This window comes from Mesorhizobium sp. 113-3-3, assembly GCF_016756495.1.
Taxonomy (GTDB): Bacteria; Pseudomonadota; Alphaproteobacteria; order Rhizobiales; family Rhizobiaceae; genus Mesorhizobium.
In genome coordinates, this window is record NZ_AP023243.1 from 4489024 (window position 1) to 4506213 (window position 17190).

General features: G+C 62.8%; 23 protein-coding genes. 14 read left to right on the forward strand and 9 right to left on the reverse strand.

What is annotated here, in order from left to right; all coding sequences use genetic code 11:
• Genes JG746_RS22000 through JG746_RS22015 form a run of 4 tightly spaced genes read right to left on the reverse strand, consistent with a single transcriptional unit; the run spans nucleotide 1 to nucleotide 3094 of the window.
• Nucleotides 1-339 carry an XdhC family protein gene (locus tag JG746_RS22000; protein WP_202354653.1) on the reverse strand — a complete coding sequence of 113 codons (339 nt, stop codon included), beginning with the start codon at nucleotides 337-339 and terminating at the stop codon, nucleotides 1-3.
• A gap of 45 nt (nucleotides 340-384) precedes the next feature.
• Nucleotides 385-1635, reverse strand: a complete 1251-nt coding sequence (locus tag JG746_RS22005; protein WP_202354654.1) for a vWA domain-containing protein — start codon at nucleotides 1633-1635, stop codon at nucleotides 385-387.
• Nucleotides 1636-1640: 5 nt separating this feature from the next.
• Entirely contained in the window at nucleotides 1641-2570 is a 930-nt protein-coding gene (locus JG746_RS22010; protein WP_202354655.1) for an AAA family ATPase, read from the reverse strand.
• A complete protein-coding gene (locus tag JG746_RS22015; RefSeq protein WP_202354656.1) occupies nucleotides 2567-3094 on the reverse strand; it encodes a flavin reductase in 528 nt (175 codons plus the stop codon). The genes JG746_RS22010 and JG746_RS22015 overlap by 4 nt, the downstream gene beginning before the upstream one ends.
• Nucleotides 3095-3275: 181 nt before the next feature.
• On the opposite strand from JG746_RS22015, the gene JG746_RS22020 reads away from it, so the two are divergent.
• Together JG746_RS22020 and JG746_RS22025 are read left to right on the forward strand one after the other, a co-directional pair.
• Nucleotides 3276-4337 carry a branched-chain amino acid ABC transporter substrate-binding protein gene (locus JG746_RS22020; protein WP_202354657.1) on the forward strand — a complete coding sequence of 354 codons (1062 nt, stop codon included), beginning with the start codon at nucleotides 3276-3278 and terminating at the stop codon, nucleotides 4335-4337.
• Nucleotides 4337-5359 (forward strand): P1 family peptidase, encoded by a 1023-nt coding sequence (locus JG746_RS22025; RefSeq protein ID WP_202354658.1) that lies wholly within the window; start codon nucleotides 4337-4339, stop codon nucleotides 5357-5359. Before JG746_RS22020 ends, JG746_RS22025 begins: the two co-directional genes overlap by 1 nt.
• Before the next feature lie 112 nt (nucleotides 5360-5471).
• Here JG746_RS22025 and JG746_RS22030 read toward each other — a convergent pair whose 3' ends face one another.
• Complete coding sequence (locus JG746_RS22030; RefSeq protein WP_096445325.1) at nucleotides 5472-5726, reverse strand: DUF2171 domain-containing protein; 255 nt, start codon at nucleotides 5724-5726, stop codon at nucleotides 5472-5474.
• A 134-nt stretch (nucleotides 5727-5860) separates the two neighbouring features.
• Here JG746_RS22030 and JG746_RS22035 point away from each other — a divergent pair, with 134 nt between their 5' ends.
• The 3 genes from JG746_RS22035 (at nucleotide 5861) to purB (ending at nucleotide 8464) form a co-directional block, all read left to right on the forward strand.
• A complete protein-coding gene (locus tag JG746_RS22035) occupies nucleotides 5861-6586 on the forward strand; it encodes a DUF2259 domain-containing protein (RefSeq protein ID WP_202354659.1) in 726 nt (241 codons plus the stop codon).
• A gap of 50 nt (nucleotides 6587-6636) precedes the next feature.
• Nucleotides 6637-7101, forward strand: a complete 465-nt coding sequence (locus JG746_RS22040) for a hypothetical protein (protein WP_446721215.1) — start codon at nucleotides 6637-6639, stop codon at nucleotides 7099-7101.
• A 61-nt stretch (nucleotides 7102-7162) separates the two neighbouring features.
• Nucleotides 7163-8464, forward strand: a complete 1302-nt coding sequence (purB, locus tag JG746_RS22045) for an adenylosuccinate lyase (protein WP_202354661.1) — start codon at nucleotides 7163-7165, stop codon at nucleotides 8462-8464.
• A gap of 66 nt (nucleotides 8465-8530) precedes the next feature.
• Here the strand turns inward: purB and JG746_RS22050 are convergent, their stop codons facing one another.
• A complete protein-coding gene (locus tag JG746_RS22050; protein ID WP_202354662.1) occupies nucleotides 8531-9343 on the reverse strand; it encodes a VOC family protein in 813 nt (270 codons plus the stop codon).
• Nucleotides 9344-9589: 246 nt separating this feature from the next.
• Here JG746_RS22050 and JG746_RS22055 point away from each other — a divergent pair, with 246 nt between their 5' ends.
• Together JG746_RS22055 and JG746_RS22060 are read left to right on the forward strand one after the other, a co-directional pair.
• Nucleotides 9590-10138 (forward strand): RBBP9/YdeN family alpha/beta hydrolase, encoded by a 549-nt coding sequence (locus JG746_RS22055; RefSeq protein WP_010909107.1) that lies wholly within the window; start codon nucleotides 9590-9592, stop codon nucleotides 10136-10138.
• A 170-nt stretch (nucleotides 10139-10308) separates the two neighbouring features.
• Nucleotides 10309-11487, forward strand: a complete 1179-nt coding sequence (locus tag JG746_RS22060) for an acyltransferase family protein (protein WP_202354663.1) — start codon at nucleotides 10309-10311, stop codon at nucleotides 11485-11487.
• 38 nt (nucleotides 11488-11525) lie between these two features.
• Here JG746_RS22060 and JG746_RS22065 read toward each other — a convergent pair whose 3' ends face one another.
• Both JG746_RS22065 and JG746_RS22070 read right to left on the reverse strand, forming a co-directional pair.
• On the reverse strand, nucleotides 11526-12299 hold the full coding sequence (locus JG746_RS22065; protein ID WP_202354664.1) for an HpcH/HpaI aldolase family protein: 774 nt from the start codon (nucleotides 12297-12299) through the stop codon (nucleotides 11526-11528).
• A 164-nt stretch (nucleotides 12300-12463) separates the two neighbouring features.
• Nucleotides 12464-12784 carry a DUF1476 domain-containing protein gene (locus JG746_RS22070; RefSeq protein ID WP_091578294.1) on the reverse strand — a complete coding sequence of 107 codons (321 nt, stop codon included), beginning with the start codon at nucleotides 12782-12784 and terminating at the stop codon, nucleotides 12464-12466.
• Between the two features lie 275 nt (nucleotides 12785-13059).
• On the opposite strand from JG746_RS22070, the gene purC reads away from it, so the two are divergent.
• From purC to JG746_RS22105, 7 genes are all read left to right on the forward strand, one after another.
• A complete protein-coding gene (gene purC / locus JG746_RS22075; RefSeq protein WP_202354665.1) occupies nucleotides 13060-13854 on the forward strand; it encodes a phosphoribosylaminoimidazolesuccinocarboxamide synthase in 795 nt (264 codons plus the stop codon).
• 43 nt (nucleotides 13855-13897) lie between these two features.
• Nucleotides 13898-14140: a phosphoribosylformylglycinamidine synthase subunit PurS gene (purS, locus tag JG746_RS22080; protein WP_027028126.1), complete on the forward strand. Its 243-nt coding sequence runs from the start codon at nucleotides 13898-13900 to the stop codon at nucleotides 14138-14140.
• Nucleotides 14141-14158: 18 nt separating this feature from the next.
• The gene (locus JG746_RS22085; protein ID WP_202354666.1) at nucleotides 14159-14413 is read left to right on the forward strand and encodes a hypothetical protein; all 255 of its coding nucleotides are present in this window, start codon (nucleotides 14159-14161) and stop codon (nucleotides 14411-14413) included.
• Nucleotides 14410-15078 (forward strand): phosphoribosylformylglycinamidine synthase subunit PurQ, encoded by a 669-nt coding sequence (purQ, locus tag JG746_RS22090; protein ID WP_202354667.1) that lies wholly within the window; start codon nucleotides 14410-14412, stop codon nucleotides 15076-15078. The genes JG746_RS22085 and purQ overlap by 4 nt, the downstream gene beginning before the upstream one ends.
• Nucleotides 15079-15148: 70 nt before the next feature.
• Nucleotides 15149-15814 carry a glutathione S-transferase family protein gene (locus tag JG746_RS22095; RefSeq protein WP_202354668.1) on the forward strand — a complete coding sequence of 222 codons (666 nt, stop codon included), beginning with the start codon at nucleotides 15149-15151 and terminating at the stop codon, nucleotides 15812-15814.
• Nucleotides 15811-16218: a hypothetical protein gene (locus JG746_RS22100; protein ID WP_202354669.1), complete on the forward strand. Its 408-nt coding sequence runs from the start codon at nucleotides 15811-15813 to the stop codon at nucleotides 16216-16218. The genes JG746_RS22095 and JG746_RS22100 overlap by 4 nt, the downstream gene beginning before the upstream one ends.
• A 2-nt stretch (nucleotides 16219-16220) precedes the next feature.
• Nucleotides 16221-16862 carry a Pr6Pr family membrane protein gene (locus tag JG746_RS22105; RefSeq protein WP_202354670.1) on the forward strand — a complete coding sequence of 214 codons (642 nt, stop codon included), beginning with the start codon at nucleotides 16221-16223 and terminating at the stop codon, nucleotides 16860-16862.
• Between the two features lie 9 nt (nucleotides 16863-16871).
• Here JG746_RS22105 and JG746_RS22110 read toward each other — a convergent pair whose 3' ends face one another.
• A complete protein-coding gene (locus tag JG746_RS22110; RefSeq protein WP_202354671.1) occupies nucleotides 16872-17123 on the reverse strand; it encodes a DUF1127 domain-containing protein in 252 nt (83 codons plus the stop codon).
• Between the last annotated feature and the right edge of the window lie 67 nt (nucleotides 17124-17190).

The window sequence follows — 17190 nt, forward strand, 5'->3', positions numbered from 1 at the left end:
TCAGCCCAACCGCTCGACATACACCTTGATGCGGCCGCCGCAGGACAGGCCGACCTGCCAGGCGGTTTCATCTGCGACACCGAATTCGAGCATTTTTGCTTTCCCTGAACCGATGACGTCGACCGCCTCGCTCACCACCGCACCTTCGACGCAGCCGCCCGAGACCGAGCCATGGAAATTGCCGTCGGCATCGATGACCAGATGGCTGCCGACCGGCCTCGGCGCCGAACCCCAGGTCTCGACCACGGTGGCAATGGCGACATCCTTGCCGTCCTTCATCCAGCCTTCCGCGATGATCAGCGGGTCGCGGGCCTCATCGAGATAGATGCTGTCGTCCATGATCGCTTCTCTCAGAGTCTGTTTTTGCGGTGGATAAACATATGGCTACGCAGCGTGCCTCGCGCCAGCTTCCAGCCATCGGCGCGGATCGACGGACTGTGCCGATTTCTTGTCCAGCGAGGCGCAAAGGTCGGCGAGCGCATCGAGATTGTGCACCGAGCGGAATTCGTCGACATGCGGCAGCATCGCCTTGACGCCGCGGGCGCGCGCCTGAAAACCGTCGAAGCGCAGCAACGGGTTCAACCAGATCAGCCGCCGGCAGGATTTGTGCAGCCGCTCCATCTCCTCGGAAAGGCCGGCGACATCGTCGCGCTCCAGCCCGTCGGTGATCAGAAGCACCACCGCGCCCTGCCCCAGCACGCGCCGCGACCATATCAGGTTGAACTCGGCCAGCGTGTCGCCGATGCGCGTGCCGCCGGACCAGTCCTTGACCGCCGCCGAGCAGTCGGCAAGGGCGGCATCGGGATCGCGGTGGCGCATCTGCCGGGTGAGATTGGTCAGCCGCGTGCCGAACACGAAGGTGTGTACGCGGCGGCGTTTTTCCGTCAGCGCATGCAGGAAATGCAGGAAGATGCGCGTGTACTGGCTCATCGAACCGGAAATGTCGGCCAGCACCACCAGCGGTGGGTGGACTTCGCGGGCCGAGCGGAATTTCGGCAAGATCAATTCGCCGCCGGTGCGCGCTGCAGAGCGCATCATGGCGCGCGGGTCGATGCGGCGGCCATGCGCGTCGGCCTTGAAACGCCTGGTCCGCACCATGTCGAAAGGCAGTCGCAGTTCGGCGATGGCTTTCTTGGCGTCGGCCATTTCGGCGGCGTTCATCTGGGCAAAGTCCTTGCCGCGCAGCACTTCGTTGCCGGAACAGGTGAAACGGGCATCGACCTCGATCTCAGGGACTTCCTGCGGTGGCTGGTTCTTCTGATGGCCTTCGAACATGGCCTGGCTGACGCGGTTCTCGGCCGCGCGAGGCTTCTGCTTCTCCTTGGAGTCGGGCGCCACCGGCGAAAACATCGCCAGCAGTTTCTCGATCAGTTCGCGGGATTTCCAGAACAGCCGGAAGGCCTCGTCGAAGACCGGGTGATCCTCATGCCTGGACACCAGCACCGCGTGCAGCGTCCAGTAGAAATCGTCACGCGAGCCGATGCCGGCGGCCAGCACCGCCTCGATGGCATCCTTGACCGAGGCCGGCCCGACCCGCATGCCTGCCTTGCGCAAGGTGCGGGCGAAATAGACGATGTTGTCGGCGATGCGTCCGTCCGCGGTCGCCTCTCTGGGGTCGGGACGCGGCGCGTTCATTGCCGCTACTCCGCCGCCGCGAGCTCGGCCTTGACCTCGTCGAGGATACGCCGGCCCTCGCCCGTGCCGATGCGGGCGATGTCGTCCTGGTATTTCAACAGCACGCCGATCGTGTCGGACACGGTCTCCGGATCGAGCGCCACCTTGTCGAGTTCGGTCAGCGCGCCGGCCCAGTCTATGGTTTCGGCGACGCCCGGCACCTTGAACAATTCGACCTGACGCAGCTTTTGTATGAAGGAGACCACCTCCGCTGAAAGCCGCTGGTTGGCATGCGGCACCTTGCGGCGCACGATCTCCAATTCGCGCTCGGCATTGGGATAATCCACCCAGTGATAGAGGCAGCGCCGCTTCAACGCGTCATGGATCTCGCGGGTGCGGTTTGTGGTGATGATGACGATCGGCGGCTCTTCCGCCTTGATGGTGCCGAGTTCGGGCACCGTCACCTGGAAGTCGGAGAGGATTTCGAGCAGGAAGGCTTCGAAGGCTTCGTCCGTGCGGTCGAGTTCGTCGATCAGAAAGACCGGGGCCGCTCCCGCCTTGCCGGTCAGCGCATCGAGCACCGGACGGCGGATCAGGTATTTTTCCGAGAAGACGTTGCGCTCCATGGCGGAGCGGTCGACCTTGCCGGCCGCCTCCTCCATGCGGATCTCGATCATCTGCGCGGCGTAGTTCCACTCATAGACGGCAGACGATACGTCGAGACCTTCATAGCACTGCAGGCGGATCAGCCGGCGGCCAAGCGCCTGCGCCAACACCTTGGCGATCTCGGTCTTGCCGACGCCGGCCTCGCCCTCGAGGAACAACGGCCGGTTCATGCGCAGCGACAGGAAAAGCACCGTCGCCAGCGATCGGTCCGCCACATAGTCCGCGCCGGTCAGGAGATCGAGCGTCTCGTCGATCGTCCGCGGTACGGGGCGCGGTTTCAGTTCGGTCATTCTTTCTCCGTGAACGCGGCCACTCCGCTGTCCAGGACGTGGTAGCCGCGGGCGTGATAGATCAGCGGCCGCAAATTATCGCCCATGCGAAGGCCTGTCACCTTGCCAAAAAGCACACGATGGGTGGCCAGGTCCTTGGTGTCGATCAGTTCGCAGTCGAACACCGCGAGCGCGCCCTTCAGCGTCGGCGCGCCGGTGGAAATCACATCCCATTCGCCGAGCGCGAAACGCTCCTCGACCGGCAGGCCGGTGATGCCGGAAAAGCCGACCGACAGCGGTTCTTGGTGCGAGGCCAGCGTATTCAGGGCAAACCGGCCGTTCTTCACGAACAGCTCGTTCTTGGCATTTTCGCGGTTGAGACAGACCAGAATGGTCGGCGGCGTGTCCGACACCGAGCAGGCGGCGATCACGGTTGTGCCACGCTTGCCGGCCGGTCCGTCGGTGGTGACCACATGGACGTGGCCAGCGAAATGGCTCATCGCGTCGCGATAGGCCTGCGGTCCAATGTCATTCTTCTTCAGCACCGGAAATTGTCCATAGCCAGAACACTACCGCTATATATGGCCAGACATGACAGGCCACAAGCGAAGTGCTTGGCCCATATCCCAAATTCGCGTGTTGCACCAAGGGCGGGCAGCCTTTAGGTCTTGGCGGGAATTGGTGCCTGCGCCGTTATCGCGGGCTTGGGAGGAACTGTTCGGCAGGATGCGAACCGGGGCAACGATATCGGCCGCGCTGGCCTGGCTGTTCCTGGCCGGCGCCGCCAGCGCCCAGACGCTGACGATCGGCGTTGCCGCGCCTCTGTCGGGACCGTCAGCCATCCTCGGCAAGCAGATCGAGGCCGGCGCGGAACTCGCGGCGCAGGCAAACGGCGTCGAACTCAAGACCGAGGATGATGCCTGCACCGCCGATGGCGGCGCTGCCGTGGCCAGGGTTTTTGCGGCGGCCAAGGTCAGTGTCGTGGTCGGCTTCCTCTGCACCGAAGCCATCGAGGCGGCGATGCCGATCCTCAAGGACGCCAATATCCCGGTCATCACCGTCGGCGTGCGCACCGAAAGCCTCACCGACCGTCGCGCCAAAACCGGCTGGCCGGTCTATCGCCTGGGGCCGCGCGGCGACGATGAGCGTAACGCCGTCGCCTCCACCCTTACCCGCCTGTGGCAGAAGGAGCTGTTCGCCATCATCGACGACGGCACCATCTACGGGCGCGAAATGGCCGAGACATTTCGCGCGGCCGCCGAGCAAGCGGCGCTGAAGCCGGTGTTCGTCGACACGTTCCGGCCCCAGCTCGACAACCAGATCGGCCTGGTCGGCCGGCTGAAGAAAGCCGGCGCCACACATGTCTTTGCCGGCGGCGACGGCGACGACATCGCTATTATGGGCCGCGACGCCGCGCAGCTTCAGGCCGGCATCGTCCTTGCCGGCGGCGAAAATCTGCGCACGCCGCCCGGCGACGTGCCCTATGCGACGGGCACGCTGATGATCGCGCCGCCGGAATGGGCCGATGTCGCCGACCCAAAGGTGCTGGAGAGCTTCTCCGCGCAGAAAATCGTACCGGACGGCTACACGCTGCCGGCCTATGCAGCGGTGGAGATCGCCAAGGCAGCCTTGTCCTCGGGCAAGCCGCTGACCGAGGCGCTGACCGGGCCTGATTTCACCACGGCAATCGGCCCGGTGCGCTTCGATGCCAAGGGCGACCTCAGCCAGAGCCCTTACCGCGTCTTCCGCTTCGACGGCACACGTTTCGTGCCTTTGGAAAGCAATTGATGTTCCGCACCGGTCCGCGCAACCTGATCACCGACGTTGCCGGCCTGCGTGTCGGCAACGCTGCCGACGCCAGGCTGAAGTCCGGTGTGACGGCAGTGCTGTGCGACGAACCCGCGGTGGCCGGTGTCCAGATCCTGGGAGGCGCGCCGGGCACGCGCGAGACGGACCTGCTGGAACCGCACAATTCGATCGAGTCGATCCATGCCGTGGTGCTGTCGGGCGGTTCGGCTTTCGGCCTCGACGCCGCGTCCGGCGTGCAGGCGGCGTTACGCGAGCGCGGCATCGGCTTCGAGGTGGGAGGCTTTCGCGTGCCGATCGTGCCGGCGGCGATCCTGTTCGACCTGCGCAATGGCGGCGACAAGGACTGGGGCCGTTATCCACCCTACCGAGATCTCGGCTATGAGGCAGCGCAATCCGCCGCTGTCGATTTCCAGTTCGGCACCGCCGGCGCTGGCGCCGGTGCGCTCACCGCGGGGCTGAAGGGCGGCCTGGGTTCGGCTTCGACGTTGCTGGATAGTGGCGTCACCATCGGCGCGCTGGCCGCTGTCAATCCGACCGGATCGGTGACCGTCAGCCGCAGCCGCCATTTCTGGGCGGCGCCCTTCGAAATCGGCGACGAATTCGGCGGACTGGGTTATCCCTCGCCCATGCCGGACGACGCCAAGCGCATCCTGCTGAAATACCGCGACCAGCATGCGGCCAAGCAAATGGAAACCGGCGGCAACACCACCATCGCCGTTATTGCCACGGATGCGGTTCTCACCAAGGCAGCGGCGAAGCGCCTGGCAATGTCGGCACATGACGGTTTCGTGCGCGCCATCTGGCCGACGCACACTCCGGCCGACGGCGACCTGGTGTTCGCCCTGGCGACGGGAACGAGTGGCATCCAGCTCGAAGCCGATGCCGCAATCGATCTCTATGCCGCGGCCGGTGCCACCATGGCGCGGGCCATCAGCCGCGGCGTGTTTGCCGCGACGCCAGCCGACAACGATCTGTTTCCCGTCTGGTCGTCGCGCCGCTAAAGCGGATCACCGTTTCACAGAAACGGCGAACCGCTCTAGCTCTTTGTTTTTGACGCAATTCCGGACGGAAAACCGCTTCACACTTTTCCTGGAATTGCTCCAGCTCGATCGATCAGACCGGATCGGATTTTTCTTCCTCGAACGTCACCGCGACATCGGAATTCGCCGACAGCCACACCTTCTTGCCATCGACTTCGGCAACCAGGGCCAGGGGAATGTAGTGGTGATGACCCTTGTGAGCGCCCTCGCCGCTGTCGGCCTTGGTAAGCTTGATGCGCTGCCCGTCGACCTTGTCGACAGTGCCGACATGCACGCCATCGGCGCCGACGACTTCCATGTGCTCACGAATTTTACTGGTGTCGGTCATGGTGGTTCTCCATTGGGACTGCCGACAATAACAAATGACGAGCCGATTGGATGCATCGGCTTGTCAGCCGCACGACGCTTTGATTCGGCCATGCTAGGGATGGCATTGATGGCCGCTGTTGAGGGGAACAACCGATGCGAATGCTTTTCCTGTTTGCCATTTCCCTGGCCGGACAGTTTGTGGCGTCGATCGCCGCCCAGGCCGGCGATGTCGCCGAGCTCGAAATCCTTGGCTTCACCAAGGACGGCGGGGTGTTCGCCTTCGAAGAGTATGGTGTCCAGGACGGATCGGGCTTTCCCTATGCCAACCGCTATTACATCGACACCAGCACCGACAGCTTTCTCAAGGGCACACCGATCCGGGTCCGGCTCGACGACGAGAACGCCAAACTGGACGCGGCGCGCCTTCAGGCCCGGCAAAAGGGCGAGGCCATCGTCAGCCAGGCCGAGCTGAGCGCCAATCGCGGCATCACCGCCGGTTTCAACCCGGTGACGGAGCTTTCGGCCGATCCGCACCGGATGGCGGTTAATCCGCGGCCGATCTTCTCTCCGGTCGACCAACCGCTCGAGTTCCGGCTTGACGAGATCGGCATGAACAACACCGAAGGCTGCGACAGCCAGGGCGAGATCAATGGTTTCCGGCTGCTGCGCGTCGAGGCGCAGGATGGCGGCACCACCAAATTGCTGCACGAGGACAAGTCCATCCCCAAAAGCCGAGGCTGCCCGAACGGCTACCGCATCGGCGCGGTCCAGACATTCTCCATGGACAGCCTCAGTGCCTATGCGGTGCTGATCGCGGTGCGCCAATATGGCTTCGAGGGGCCGGACTTCCGCTGGATCGCCGTGACCGGCCGCCTGTGAGCTCGCAGGCCGCCATACTCAGCCGCAACGTGAATCACGTCCGCGGCGCCTTGCCGGGATGGCGCGCGACGCTTTTCGGCTCGCTGGCATGGGCCGCAGCCATGGGCGCCAGCGCGCTTCTCAACCTGTTGCTGGACAATTGGGTGACGCCCGAGAAAATCCGCACGGTTTCGCTGCTGTTCGCGGGCGGCGGCGCCCTGGCCTTTCCGGTTGGCCTGTTCGCGGCGCGGCTGGTCTCTCTCGGAAGGGGCCGGGAGGTCGCCTTCGCGGCGGCAATGGTGTGCCTTGCCGCCGCGACGATCGGGCTGACCGCCGGGCTCTATGCCTTGCAATACCGGTCCTACTACGCCGAATGGCATGCACCCGTCTTCACCCTCACCTGGGGGTTTCAGCTCGCCTTCACGATGGCGGTGGCGTCCTACCAGTTCGTGGTGCTGGGCATCCGGCTCTATTTTCCGCTCGGTTTCGTCGTGTTGTTTGCCGCCAGCCTCTGGTTTGCACGGCAGCGGCGTTGAGCATTTTGTCCGCCTCTGTTAGGACGCGGCCAACGCAACGTGATGCTGGAAATCGATCCGTATGATCCCTCGCTATTCCCGGCCGGAAATGGTCGCCATCTGGTCGCCCGAAACCCGGTTTCGCATCTGGTTCGAAATCGAGGCCCATGCCTGCGACGCGCTGGCCGAGCTCGGCGTCATCCCGAAGGAAGCGGCCAAAACCATCTGGGAAAAGGGCGGTGCCGCGAAATTCGACGTCGAGAAGATCGACGAGATCGAGCGCGTCACCAAGCATGACGTCATCGCCTTCCTCACCCATCTTGCCGAATTCGTCGGGCCGGACGCGCGTTTCATCCACCAGGGCATGACGTCTTCGGATGTCCTGGACACCTGTTTTGCGGTGCAGCTTACCCGCGCCAGCGACATCCTGCTCGCCGACATTGACGGCCTGCTTGCCGCGCTCAAGCGCCGTGCCTTCGAGCACAAGGACACCGTCACCATCGGCCGCAGCCATGGCATCCACGCCGAGCCGACAACCTTCGGCATCAAGCTGGCGCAGGCCTATGCCGAGTTCTCGCGCTGCCGCGAGCGGCTGGTGCATGCGCGCGAGGATATCGCCACCTGCGCCATCTCCGGCGCGGTCGGCACCTTCGCCAACATCGAACCCTATGTCGAGGAGCATGTCGCGGCAAAGCTCGGGCTGAAGCCGGAACCGGTATCGACGCAGGTCATCCCGCGCGACCGCCACGCCATGTTCTTTGCCACGCTCGGTGTCATCGCCTCGTCGATGGAGCGGCTGGCGACCGAGATCCGGCACCTGCAGCGCACCGAAGTGCTGGAAGCGGAAGAGTATTTTTCGCCGGGCCAGAAAGGCTCGTCGGCGATGCCGCACAAGCGCAATCCGGTGCTGACGGAAAACCTCACCGGCCTTGCCCGCATGGTACGCTCCATGGCGCTGCCGGCGATGGAGGACGTGGCGCTCTGGCATGAGCGCGACATCTCGCACTCCTCGGTCGAGCGCATGATCGGCCCGGACGCCACGGTGACGCTCGATTTCGCGCTGTCACGGCTGACCGGCGTCATCGACAAGCTGGTCGTCTATCCCGAGAACATGCTGAAGAACATGAACAAGTTCCGCGGCCTGGTGCATTCGCAGCGCGTGATGCTGGCGCTGACGCAGGCCGGCCTGTCGCGAGAGGACTCCTACCGACTGGTGCAGCGCAACGCCATGAAGGTGTGGGAGCAAGGCGCTGATTTCCTTGAGGAACTTCTGGCCGACAAGGAAGTGACCGCCGCGCTCCCCGAGGCGGAAATCCGCGAGAAATTCGACCTCGGCTACCACACCAAGCATGTCGACACGATTTTCAAACGGGTGTTCGGCTAAGCCTGAGGCGAGCTTTCCTTCTCCCCGTCTCTATACGGGGAGAAAGACGCTCGCGTCAAAAGCCGCTCAAGCCTTTCCAGGAACAGTCCTGATCACCGTTCCCCAGGGATCCTCGCGGCTGCTCTCGCTGGTCACATTGTCCGAGCGCATCTCGACCCAGGCGAGACCCGAGCGGGCGGGGTCGCGGCGGCCGGCGCCGGCGCTCTGCCAGGCATTGGCGCCGATGTGGTGGTGGTAGTGGCCTGACGACAGGAATACCGCTTGGCCGCCATACTTGGCCACCGTATCGAAGCCGAATTCCTGATTCCACCAGGCTTCCGCCTCTTCCGGCCTGCCGACACGCAGATGGACATGGCCGACAATGCTGTTTTCCGGTGCGCCTTGCCAGCCGGCGTCGCCGGCCGGCACTTCGCCGACGACGGCAGGAATGTTCAGCCGCTCGGTCGCCATGGCGATCTTGTCGCCATTCCACTTCCAGTCCTGCGGCCGGCGGTCGGCATAGATCTCGATGCCGTTGCCTTCGGGGTCGGTCAGGTACAGCGCTTCGCTGACCAGATGGTCGGACGCGCCCTCGATGGCGATCTTGTCTGATATGGCGTGGTTGATCCAGCGGCCGAGGTCGGCGCGGCTGGGCAGCAGGAAAGCCGTGTGGAACAGGCCGGCGCTGCGCGGATCGTCCGGTTTGGCGGAAGCATCCGGCTCAAGCACCAGCAACGGACGGCTGCCGGCGCCGAGCGTGATGGCACCGTCGGTACGGCTCAACTCCTGCAGGCCGACAACCCTGCGGTAATAGGCAGCGAGGCTTTCGGCGTCGCGCGCCTTCAGCCCGACGCGGGCAACGCTCACCGGCGTGGTGGCGGCAAATGGCAATTCGCTCATCATAGTCTCCATTGCGGCAACGCTTGATGACGCTCCCAAAGCCAGGAGCCCGGCGCCGCCGATCATTGTACGTCGTGTCAGCGCCAAAATCCCGGTCCTTCACGGCTGTTTCTCTCCCCACGACAGATCGTCGATCGCGATCGTTCACACAAGATGGCGAAAAGCGAACATGGTGTTCACTATTACAGGCCGGGTGCATGCCCATCGACGGTTGCATGAGGCAATCGCGCTCGCTATCTCAGCGCCATGAAAGTCAAAGATGCAGATATCCTGATCGTCCCGGGTTACACCAATTCGGGGCCTGAACATTGGCAGACCCGCTGGCAGTCGAAACTGTCGACGGCGCGTCGTGTCGAGCAGGCCGAATGGTCGAAGCCGGTTCGCGAGGACTGGACGGCGAGCGTCGCCAAAGCGGTCAACGAGGCCGAGAGGCCGGTGGTCATCGTCGCGCATTCGCTGGGTGTGGCCGCGGCGGTGCAAGCCATTCCGCAGTTCGTCAAGCCGGTCGCCGGCGCCTTCTTCGTGGCGCCGCCCGACGTCGCCAACCCCGGGATCAAGCCGAAGCACCTGATGACCTTCGGCCCCTACCCGCGTGAGCCGCTGCCTTTTCCGTCGATCGTGATCGCCAGCCGCAACGACCCGTTCTGCGCCTTCGATGTCGCCGAGGACATTGCCGGCGCCTGGGGTTCGCTGTTCATCGATGCCGGCGAGACCGGCCATCTCAACCAGGATTCGGGCTTCGGCCCCTGGCCCGAAGGCTCCATGACCTTCGCCAAGTTCCTGACGGATCTGTAATACAGGCCCAAGTCGGCACAGAGTGCCCCGAAGAAACCGTCGGGCTCCCATAAACAATAATTTAATGTGGCTGGCGATAACTTCATTGTGCGCGGCGAATTCTGTTCGCCGCGCAATTATATGCGAGATTGCTAAATAACAATTCTTTACGCTCAAATGAAGGTAAGTGCTTGCGCAAGGACGCTTCGCTCGAATTCTTGAGGGGTGCCGCGGCGCTTGTCGTTCTGAATGGTCATATTTTGCGTGCTTTTGCGCCGTCGGCGGCGGGCGGCGACGCAGACAACGCCGCGCAATCGCTCAGGACAAGTCTGGCCTTCATTGCCTTCAATGGCGGCTCCGCCGTCTATGTGTTCTTTGTCCTCTCTTCCTATGTGCTCGTGAAGCGTTATTTCCAGTCCCGCGAGGCGCAAGATCTGCGGCTGGGTGCGATAAAGCGTTTGCCTCGTCTGGCCGGACCAGTGCTTGTCGCGGTTCTGTCCTCCTGCCTCATCTTCAAGCTCGATCTGTATTTCTTCCAGGATGCGGCCGATGTCACCCAATCCGAATGGCTGAGCAGATTCGGCAATGCTTCAAAGGTGCTGTCGCCTGAGACAGCGAGTTTTTCCGACGCGTTCCTGCAAGGAGCCTGGCGCACGTTCATCTACGGCGACAAATATTATGACAGCAGCCTGTGGACCATGACGGTCGAGTTCTGGGGGAGCATGCTGACCTTCGCCCTCGCCCCGATCGTCTTTTTCCTCCTGGACCGCTGGACGTTGCTCTTCTGGGTCTGCATAGCAGCAGCCGTGTTCCTGGCGCTGCAAGTCAGTTTCCTGCTTTGTGCCTTTCCGGCCAGCCTCCTGCTCTATCCGCTTCTCGCCATGGGTTTTCGCCCGAATCGGTGGGTGAGAGGCGCCATGGTGATGGTTTCCCTGGCGCTGCTGGGTTATGCGGGGGATGGTGTCGGCATATATTGGCCCTTTGCCGTGCTTGAGACCGCGGTCTCCGATGATGAAGGCCTGCGGCAAGCCTGCGTGGCCATCCCGGCAAGCATCATGTTGGTCTACGCGGTTCTGAGTATGGATGAGCCGCCATCATGGCTCTCGGGCAGGCCGGCACGTTTCCTGGGCGACCTGTCTTTCCCCCTCTACCTCGTGCACGTGCCCGTTATCTGCTCACTGGGATCATGGGCGCTGTTGGCCAGCGGCTCCACCGCACTCGGCGCCGCCGCCGCCATACTGGGTTCGATCCTCGTGGCGTTGCCGCTCATGGTCTTCAACAACTGGTGGGTCCAGGTGCTCGGCGCCCTGTTCAACAGGTTCAGGCGCGGCGGACCTATGGCCGCGACGCCTGCCGCAGCGAACGCCTAACCGCCCGACGCCGTGACGGCAGTTCTCCCGGCTCGGATTCAGGCTTCGATCGAGTCCCGTATGCCCTTGAGCAGGGTCTTTGCTCCCAACGAAATCAACGCATGCTCGGACCCGGTGGCAAGCAGGCGATAGCCCATCGAGACGACACGACCGGCAATCGCCGGCTCGACGACATAGATCGCGGCATGTTTTCCGGCCTTGCGCGTGCGCTCGGCCACCGATGCCACCGTCTCCATCATGCTCTCCAGCGTCGAACTGACCGTGGCGCCGTTGGTCCAGGCGATCGAGAAATCCGACGGCCCGAGGAAGATGCCGTCAATGCCCGGCGTGTCGAGAATGCCGTCGAGCGCGTCGAGCGCAGCGCGCGTCTCGACCATGGCAAAGGCCATGGTGCGCTGGTTGGTGTCGCGCAGCCATTCGGCATGGTCGCCCTTGCCGTGGCGCGGAAAGGCGTAGGTGGGCCCCCACGAGCGCTCGCCAAGCGGTGGATATTTCATCGCCGCGGCGAACAGCCTTGCATCGGCCACCGAATTCACCATCGGCGCGATCACCGCCTCGGCGCCGAAATCGAGCGCCCGGCTTGCCATGTCGAAACGGCCGACCGGGATGCGCACCAGCGCCGGCTTGTTGGCGGCAAGCACGGGCATGAGACCGCGCAGCACGCTGTCCTCGTGATGACCGCCATGCTGCATGTCGAGCGTGACGGCATCGAAGCCCTGTTTGGCGAGGATCTCGACGGTCAGGGCATCCGGCACTCCGGACCAGGCGGTGACCAGCGTTTCATCGGCGGCTAGGCGGGACTTCAGCGACATCTAATCTCTTCCTCGTTAATTTCGGCAGTTTCAGCCGGAAACCACGGCAAAGGCAAAGAAAAACCGCCCGGCTTGGCCGGGCGGTCGATTGGTCCAGTCATCCTTTTCGCCGCAGGTCCTGTCGCAAACGGTGGGGCACTTTGCGGAACCTGCGTCGGCTGGGATCAGGTGTTTTTGATCTGCTCGATCGCCTGCGCCATCAGTTCGTCCATGGTGCGGCGGATCTGATGGTCCGACTGCTCGACGCCGGCGGCATCGAAATCCTTGCGGATCTTGCGGAACACGTCGTGATCGCCGGCTTCCTCTATGTCGGAAACAACGACTTCCTTGGCATAGGCATCGGCGTCGGCGCCCGATTTTCCGAGCTTTTCGGCGGCCCACAGGCCGAGCGCCTTGTTGCGGCGCGCCGCCGCCTTGAACCGAAGCTCTTCGTCGAATGCAAATTTGCGCTCGAAGCCTTCTTCGCGATCTTTCATGCTGCTCATGGCGTCCCTCCGGGTCAAATCCGATTCGTTGGCAAGAGATATGTGTGTTGCCAAAGCACAAACCAAAAGGTCGCGAGCCGGTCAATACGCTTCGTCATATGCTGCGCTGCGGCATTTCAGTCCCGAAAGCGGTTGATTGGACGGATTTGCCGATTGAGCAAACGGTGTGATTGGGATAGACCCGGCATTGAACCCCGCCGTCGCCGCACTAATATAGGCGGACGGACAGGAACTGGTCGCTTGCCGCCTGCCCGCAAATCCAGAGAAAAAATCAGATGAAAAATCGCCGCCGCATTTATGAAGGCAAGGCCAAGATCCTCTATGAGGGACCCGAACCAGGTACGCTGATCCAGTTCTTCAAGGACGATGCAACCGCGTTCAACAAGAAGAAACACGAGGTCATCGACGGCAAGGGCGTGCTCAACAACCGCATTTCCGAGTACATCTTCAACCATTTGAACCGCATGGGCATTCCGACCCACTTCATCCGCCGGCTCAACATGCGCGAGCAGCTGATCAAGGAAGTCGAGATCATTCCGCTCGAAGTGGTGGTGCGCAATGTCGCCGCCGGGTCGCTGTCCAAGCGCCTCGGCATCGAGGAAGGCACCGTTCTGCCGCGCTCGATCATCGAATTCTATTACAAGGCCGATGCGCTCGACGACCCGATGGTCTCGGAAGAGCACATCACCGCCTTCGGCTGGGCTAGCCCGCAGGAGATCGACGACGTCATGGCGCTCGCCATCCGTGTCAACGATTTCCTCTCCGGCCTGTTCATGGGCGTCGGCATCCAGCTCGTCGACTTCAAGATCGAATGCGGCCGGCTGTTCGAGGGCGACATGATGCGCATAGTCGTCGCCGACGAGATTTCGCCGGACTCCTGCCGCCTGTGGGACGTGGCAACGCAGGACAAGCTCGACAAGGACCGTTTCCGCCGCGACATGGGCGGCCTCGTCGAAGCCTACCAGGAAGTCGCCCGCCGCCTCGGCATCATGAACGAGAACGAGCCGCCGCGCCCGACCGGTCCTGTGCTTGTCGCCTCGACCGATGTCGTCAAAGGCAAGCCGCACTGAGTGCGGCTTGCGATCCGATACCTAGAACAGGAGCATGTCCAGCGTGATCAAGGCCCGCATTACCGTCACCCTCAAGAACGGCGTCCTCGACCCGCAAGGCAAGGCGATCGAACACGCACTGTCCGGTCTGGGCTTCGGCGGCGTCGGCGCGGTGCGGCAGGGCAAGGTGTTTGACGTCGAACTGGCGGAAAGCGACAAGGCCAAGGCCGAGGCCGATCTCAAAGCCATGTGTGACAAGCTGCTGGCGAATACGGTGATTGAGAACTATAGTGTGACACTTACCTGAGGTTGTGTCGGAGGCACTATGTCGGAAGTCACGAATGAGCTGACGTTCGAGCTTCTGAAGCGCGTGCACCACGAAATCGGTGAGCTTCGTCAGGATGTCTCCGAAACGAAAAGGGAATTGAATGTGATGCGGGGTCACATGGTGGCCACGCAAAACGATATCCACAACGTTTATGGCATTCTCGCCAGACAAGACGAGCGTCTTGAGCGCATAGACAGACGTCTCGACCTGCGCGAGCTAGCCGAAGCCAAGGGACCTTACGAACCAAAATGAAATCAGCCGTCGTCCTCCTGCCTGGCCTCAACCGCGACCGCGACATGATCGCGGCGCTGACCAAGATTTCGGGAAAGCCGCCGGTCACCGTCTGGCAGACCGACACCGAAATCCCTGACGTCGACCTGATCGCCATCCCTGGCGGCTTCTCCTTCGGTGACTATCTGCGCTGCGGCGCGATCGCCGCGCGCATGCCGGTGATGCGGGCCGTCGCCGAAAAGGCCGCCAAGGGCGTGACCGTCATCGGCGTCTGCAATGGTTTTCAGATCCTGGTCGAGGCCGGCCTGCTGCCGGGGGCGCTGATGCGCAACACCTCGCTGAAATTCGTCTGCCGGCAGATCAAGCTTGAGGTCACCAACGCCAACACCATGTTCACCCGCCGCTATCAGCCGGGCCAGATCATCCGCTCGCCGGTGGCGCACCATGACGGCAATTACTTCGCCGACGCCGAAACCCTTGCCCGCCTCGAAGGCGAAGGCCAGGTGGTGTTCCGCTATGCCGAGGGCACCAACCCCAATGGCTCGATCAACGACATTGCCGGCATCATCAACGAACAAGGCAATGTGCTTGGCCTGATGCCGCATCCGGAAAACTTGATCGAAGCCGCCCATGGCGGTAGCGACGGCCGTGCCCTCTTCGAAGGCGCGCTCGGTATCGCCGCTTGACGATTTCAGCTGCGAATGCGGTCAATTTTATAGGGACATCAAGTCCATTGCCTTGGGGGGAGAGACGGTCATGAAACTCTATTCGCGGCCGTTGTCGCCCTATTCGTCGATCGTGCGGGCGCTGGCCTATATCAAGGACGTGCCGCTCAAGATCATCGCGCCGCCGCCGGGTTTTCCGATTCCCGAGGAATTTCGGGCCATTTCGCCGATGAACCGGATTCCGGTGCTGATCACCGGTTCGGGCGAAACGATCGTCGAATCGGTGGTCATCGCCGAATATCTCGAGGAGCGGTTCCCGGAGCCGGCCCTGCTGCCGCCAGATTCCAAGGACCGCGCGCTGGTGCGCATGTTCGCCCGCATCACCGATCTCGACGTGCTGACGCCGACAATGAAGCTTTTCGAGCTGCATTTCGTGCCGAAGCGCAACAATGCCGAGATCGACGCCCAATTCGACCGCCTGCATCATGGGCTGGCGGGGATCGAGGCCCGCATGGCGCAAGGCCCCTTTGCGCTGGGCAACAACATCAGCTTTGCCGATGCCTGGCTGACGCCGACCCGGTTCATCTTTAACAATTTCCGCGCCATGACGGGCCGCCACGACCTGCTCGACGCCTATCCCAAATTCGATGCCTATGAGCAGATCGCCTCGCAGCATCCGGCCTTGTCGCGCGTATGGGGCGAGATGACCGACGGCCTGAAGATCTTTCTGTCCGAACTCGAGATGGGTGCCGCTTGATCAAGAGCAAGACTATCGTTCTCGTCGCGGCCGCGGGCTTTGCCCTGGCGTCCTGCCAATCGACCCCGAAGAGCGCGCCCGTGCCGTCGGGCAAGAGTGCGGCACTGCTGGCCATGGAACAGGTGGCGATATCAGCCCACAAATGCTGGATCGCCAGCAAGGACCCGGCCTTCAAGCAATATCAGATGGCCAATGAGCTGAATTCGTTCAGCGGCACGCCGCGTTTCCTTCTGGTGCCGGCCAAGCATTATGGCGGCAAGCCATTGCTGGTCGTGCAGGCGCAAGGCAATTCGAGCCGCGTCGACGTGTTCGGACCGCTGATGAACGACCCGCTCGGCGCGCGCATCGGCTCGGACATTGCCCGCTGGCAGACGGGCAATCCGGCCTGCGCCGCGACCGCCTGACCATGGGCCGCTTCCTGCAGGTGGCGGGTCTGGCCATCGGTCTGGCCGGCCTCGTCCTGCAGTTCTGTATCACCGTTCCGGCGTCGATGGAAGCCGGCCGCAGCCTGCTCGGCTCGATCGTGTTCCTGTTGAGCTTCTTCACCATCCTGACCAACATAGGCGCCGTGCTGGTCTACACATCCCTGCTGTCATCCACCGGCTATGCATGGCTGCCGGCCTTCGCCGGGCCGCGGATGCGTGCGGGTGTTGCCGTTTCGATCACCCTCGTCTTCATCGTCTATGCCACGATTTTGGCACGTCTCTGGCAGCCGCAAGGCCTGTTCCTGCTCTGCGATGTGCTGCTGCACTATGTGACGCCGGTGCTGTTCGTGCTCTGGTGGCTGGCGGCAGGCGCCGACGGCAGAACAAGATGGAGCGATATTTCATGGTGGGTGCTCTATCCCATCGCCTATCTGGCCTATGTGCTGGTACGGGCGCCGATCGCGGGCGAGGTGCCCTACCCCTTCCTCGATGTCGCCAAGAACGGCGCCGCCAGTGTCGCCATTGCGGTATTGGCCATCACCGCGCTGTTCCTGGTGATCTCTATCGTCGCCGTTTTTATCGATCGCGGCGTCGGCCGGCGCGGGGCCAAACGGCTCAATTAAGATTGGCCTCTATTCCCAGAAACGCCTGATGCCCTCACTATGGGCATCACAGCGGGAGATGCCGATATCCTTGAGCTGATCGTCGGTCATCTCCAGCAATGCCAGCCGGCCGCGCCGGCGCTCCAGCAAATGGTCGATCCACCGTGCCAGCGACCTGACCAGGCGCACCAGACGACTGGCAAAGCCCCGCTGGCCGGACGGGCGCAGCGTCTCGCTTGGAAACGTAGCTCTGGAATGACGGATTGTCGCGATTGTATCCATTTTCTTTCTGCCAAAACTCTCAATTGCACCCTTTTTGGTGCGTGATTGATATGTATTGACTCACATT

Excerpts from the sequence above, each read along its gene's own strand:
- JG746_RS22050 (WP_202354662.1), bottom strand. The coding sequence starts at position 9,343 with ATGAGCGAATTGCCATTTGCCGCCACCACGCCGGTGAGCGTTGCCCGC.
- JG746_RS22110 (WP_202354671.1), bottom strand. The coding sequence starts at position 17,123 with ATGGATACAATCGCGACAATCCGTCATTCCAGAGCTACGTTTCCAAGC.
- JG746_RS22010 (WP_202354655.1), bottom strand. The coding sequence starts at position 2,570 with ATGACCGAACTGAAACCGCGCCCCGTACCGCGGACGATCGACGAGACG.
- JG746_RS22055 (WP_010909107.1), top strand. The coding sequence starts at position 9,590 with ATGAAAGTCAAAGATGCAGATATCCTGATCGTCCCGGGTTACACCAAT.
- JG746_RS22020 (WP_202354657.1), top strand. The coding sequence starts at position 3,276 with ATGCGAACCGGGGCAACGATATCGGCCGCGCTGGCCTGGCTGTTCCTG.
- JG746_RS22030 (WP_096445325.1), bottom strand. The coding sequence starts at position 5,726 with ATGACCGACACCAGTAAAATTCGTGAGCACATGGAAGTCGTCGGCGCC.
- JG746_RS22105 (WP_202354670.1), top strand. The coding sequence starts at position 16,221 with ATGGGCCGCTTCCTGCAGGTGGCGGGTCTGGCCATCGGTCTGGCCGGC.
- purQ (WP_202354667.1), top strand. The coding sequence starts at position 14,410 with ATGAAATCAGCCGTCGTCCTCCTGCCTGGCCTCAACCGCGACCGCGAC.
- JG746_RS22000 (WP_202354653.1), bottom strand. The coding sequence starts at position 339 with ATGGACGACAGCATCTATCTCGATGAGGCCCGCGACCCGCTGATCATC.
- JG746_RS22065 (WP_202354664.1), bottom strand. The coding sequence starts at position 12,299 with ATGTCGCTGAAGTCCCGCCTAGCCGCCGATGAAACGCTGGTCACCGCC.
- JG746_RS22025 (WP_202354658.1), top strand. The coding sequence starts at position 4,337 with ATGTTCCGCACCGGTCCGCGCAACCTGATCACCGACGTTGCCGGCCTG.
- JG746_RS22095 (WP_202354668.1), top strand. The coding sequence starts at position 15,149 with ATGAAACTCTATTCGCGGCCGTTGTCGCCCTATTCGTCGATCGTGCGG.
- JG746_RS22070 (WP_091578294.1), bottom strand. The coding sequence starts at position 12,784 with ATGAGCAGCATGAAAGATCGCGAAGAAGGCTTCGAGCGCAAATTTGCA.
- JG746_RS22085 (WP_202354666.1), top strand. The coding sequence starts at position 14,159 with ATGTCGGAAGTCACGAATGAGCTGACGTTCGAGCTTCTGAAGCGCGTG.
- purC (WP_202354665.1), top strand. The coding sequence starts at position 13,060 with ATGAAAAATCGCCGCCGCATTTATGAAGGCAAGGCCAAGATCCTCTAT.
- JG746_RS22035 (WP_202354659.1), top strand. The coding sequence starts at position 5,861 with ATGCGAATGCTTTTCCTGTTTGCCATTTCCCTGGCCGGACAGTTTGTG.
- purB (WP_202354661.1), top strand. The coding sequence starts at position 7,163 with ATGATCCCTCGCTATTCCCGGCCGGAAATGGTCGCCATCTGGTCGCCC.
- JG746_RS22005 (WP_202354654.1), bottom strand. The coding sequence starts at position 1,635 with ATGAACGCGCCGCGTCCCGACCCCAGAGAGGCGACCGCGGACGGACGC.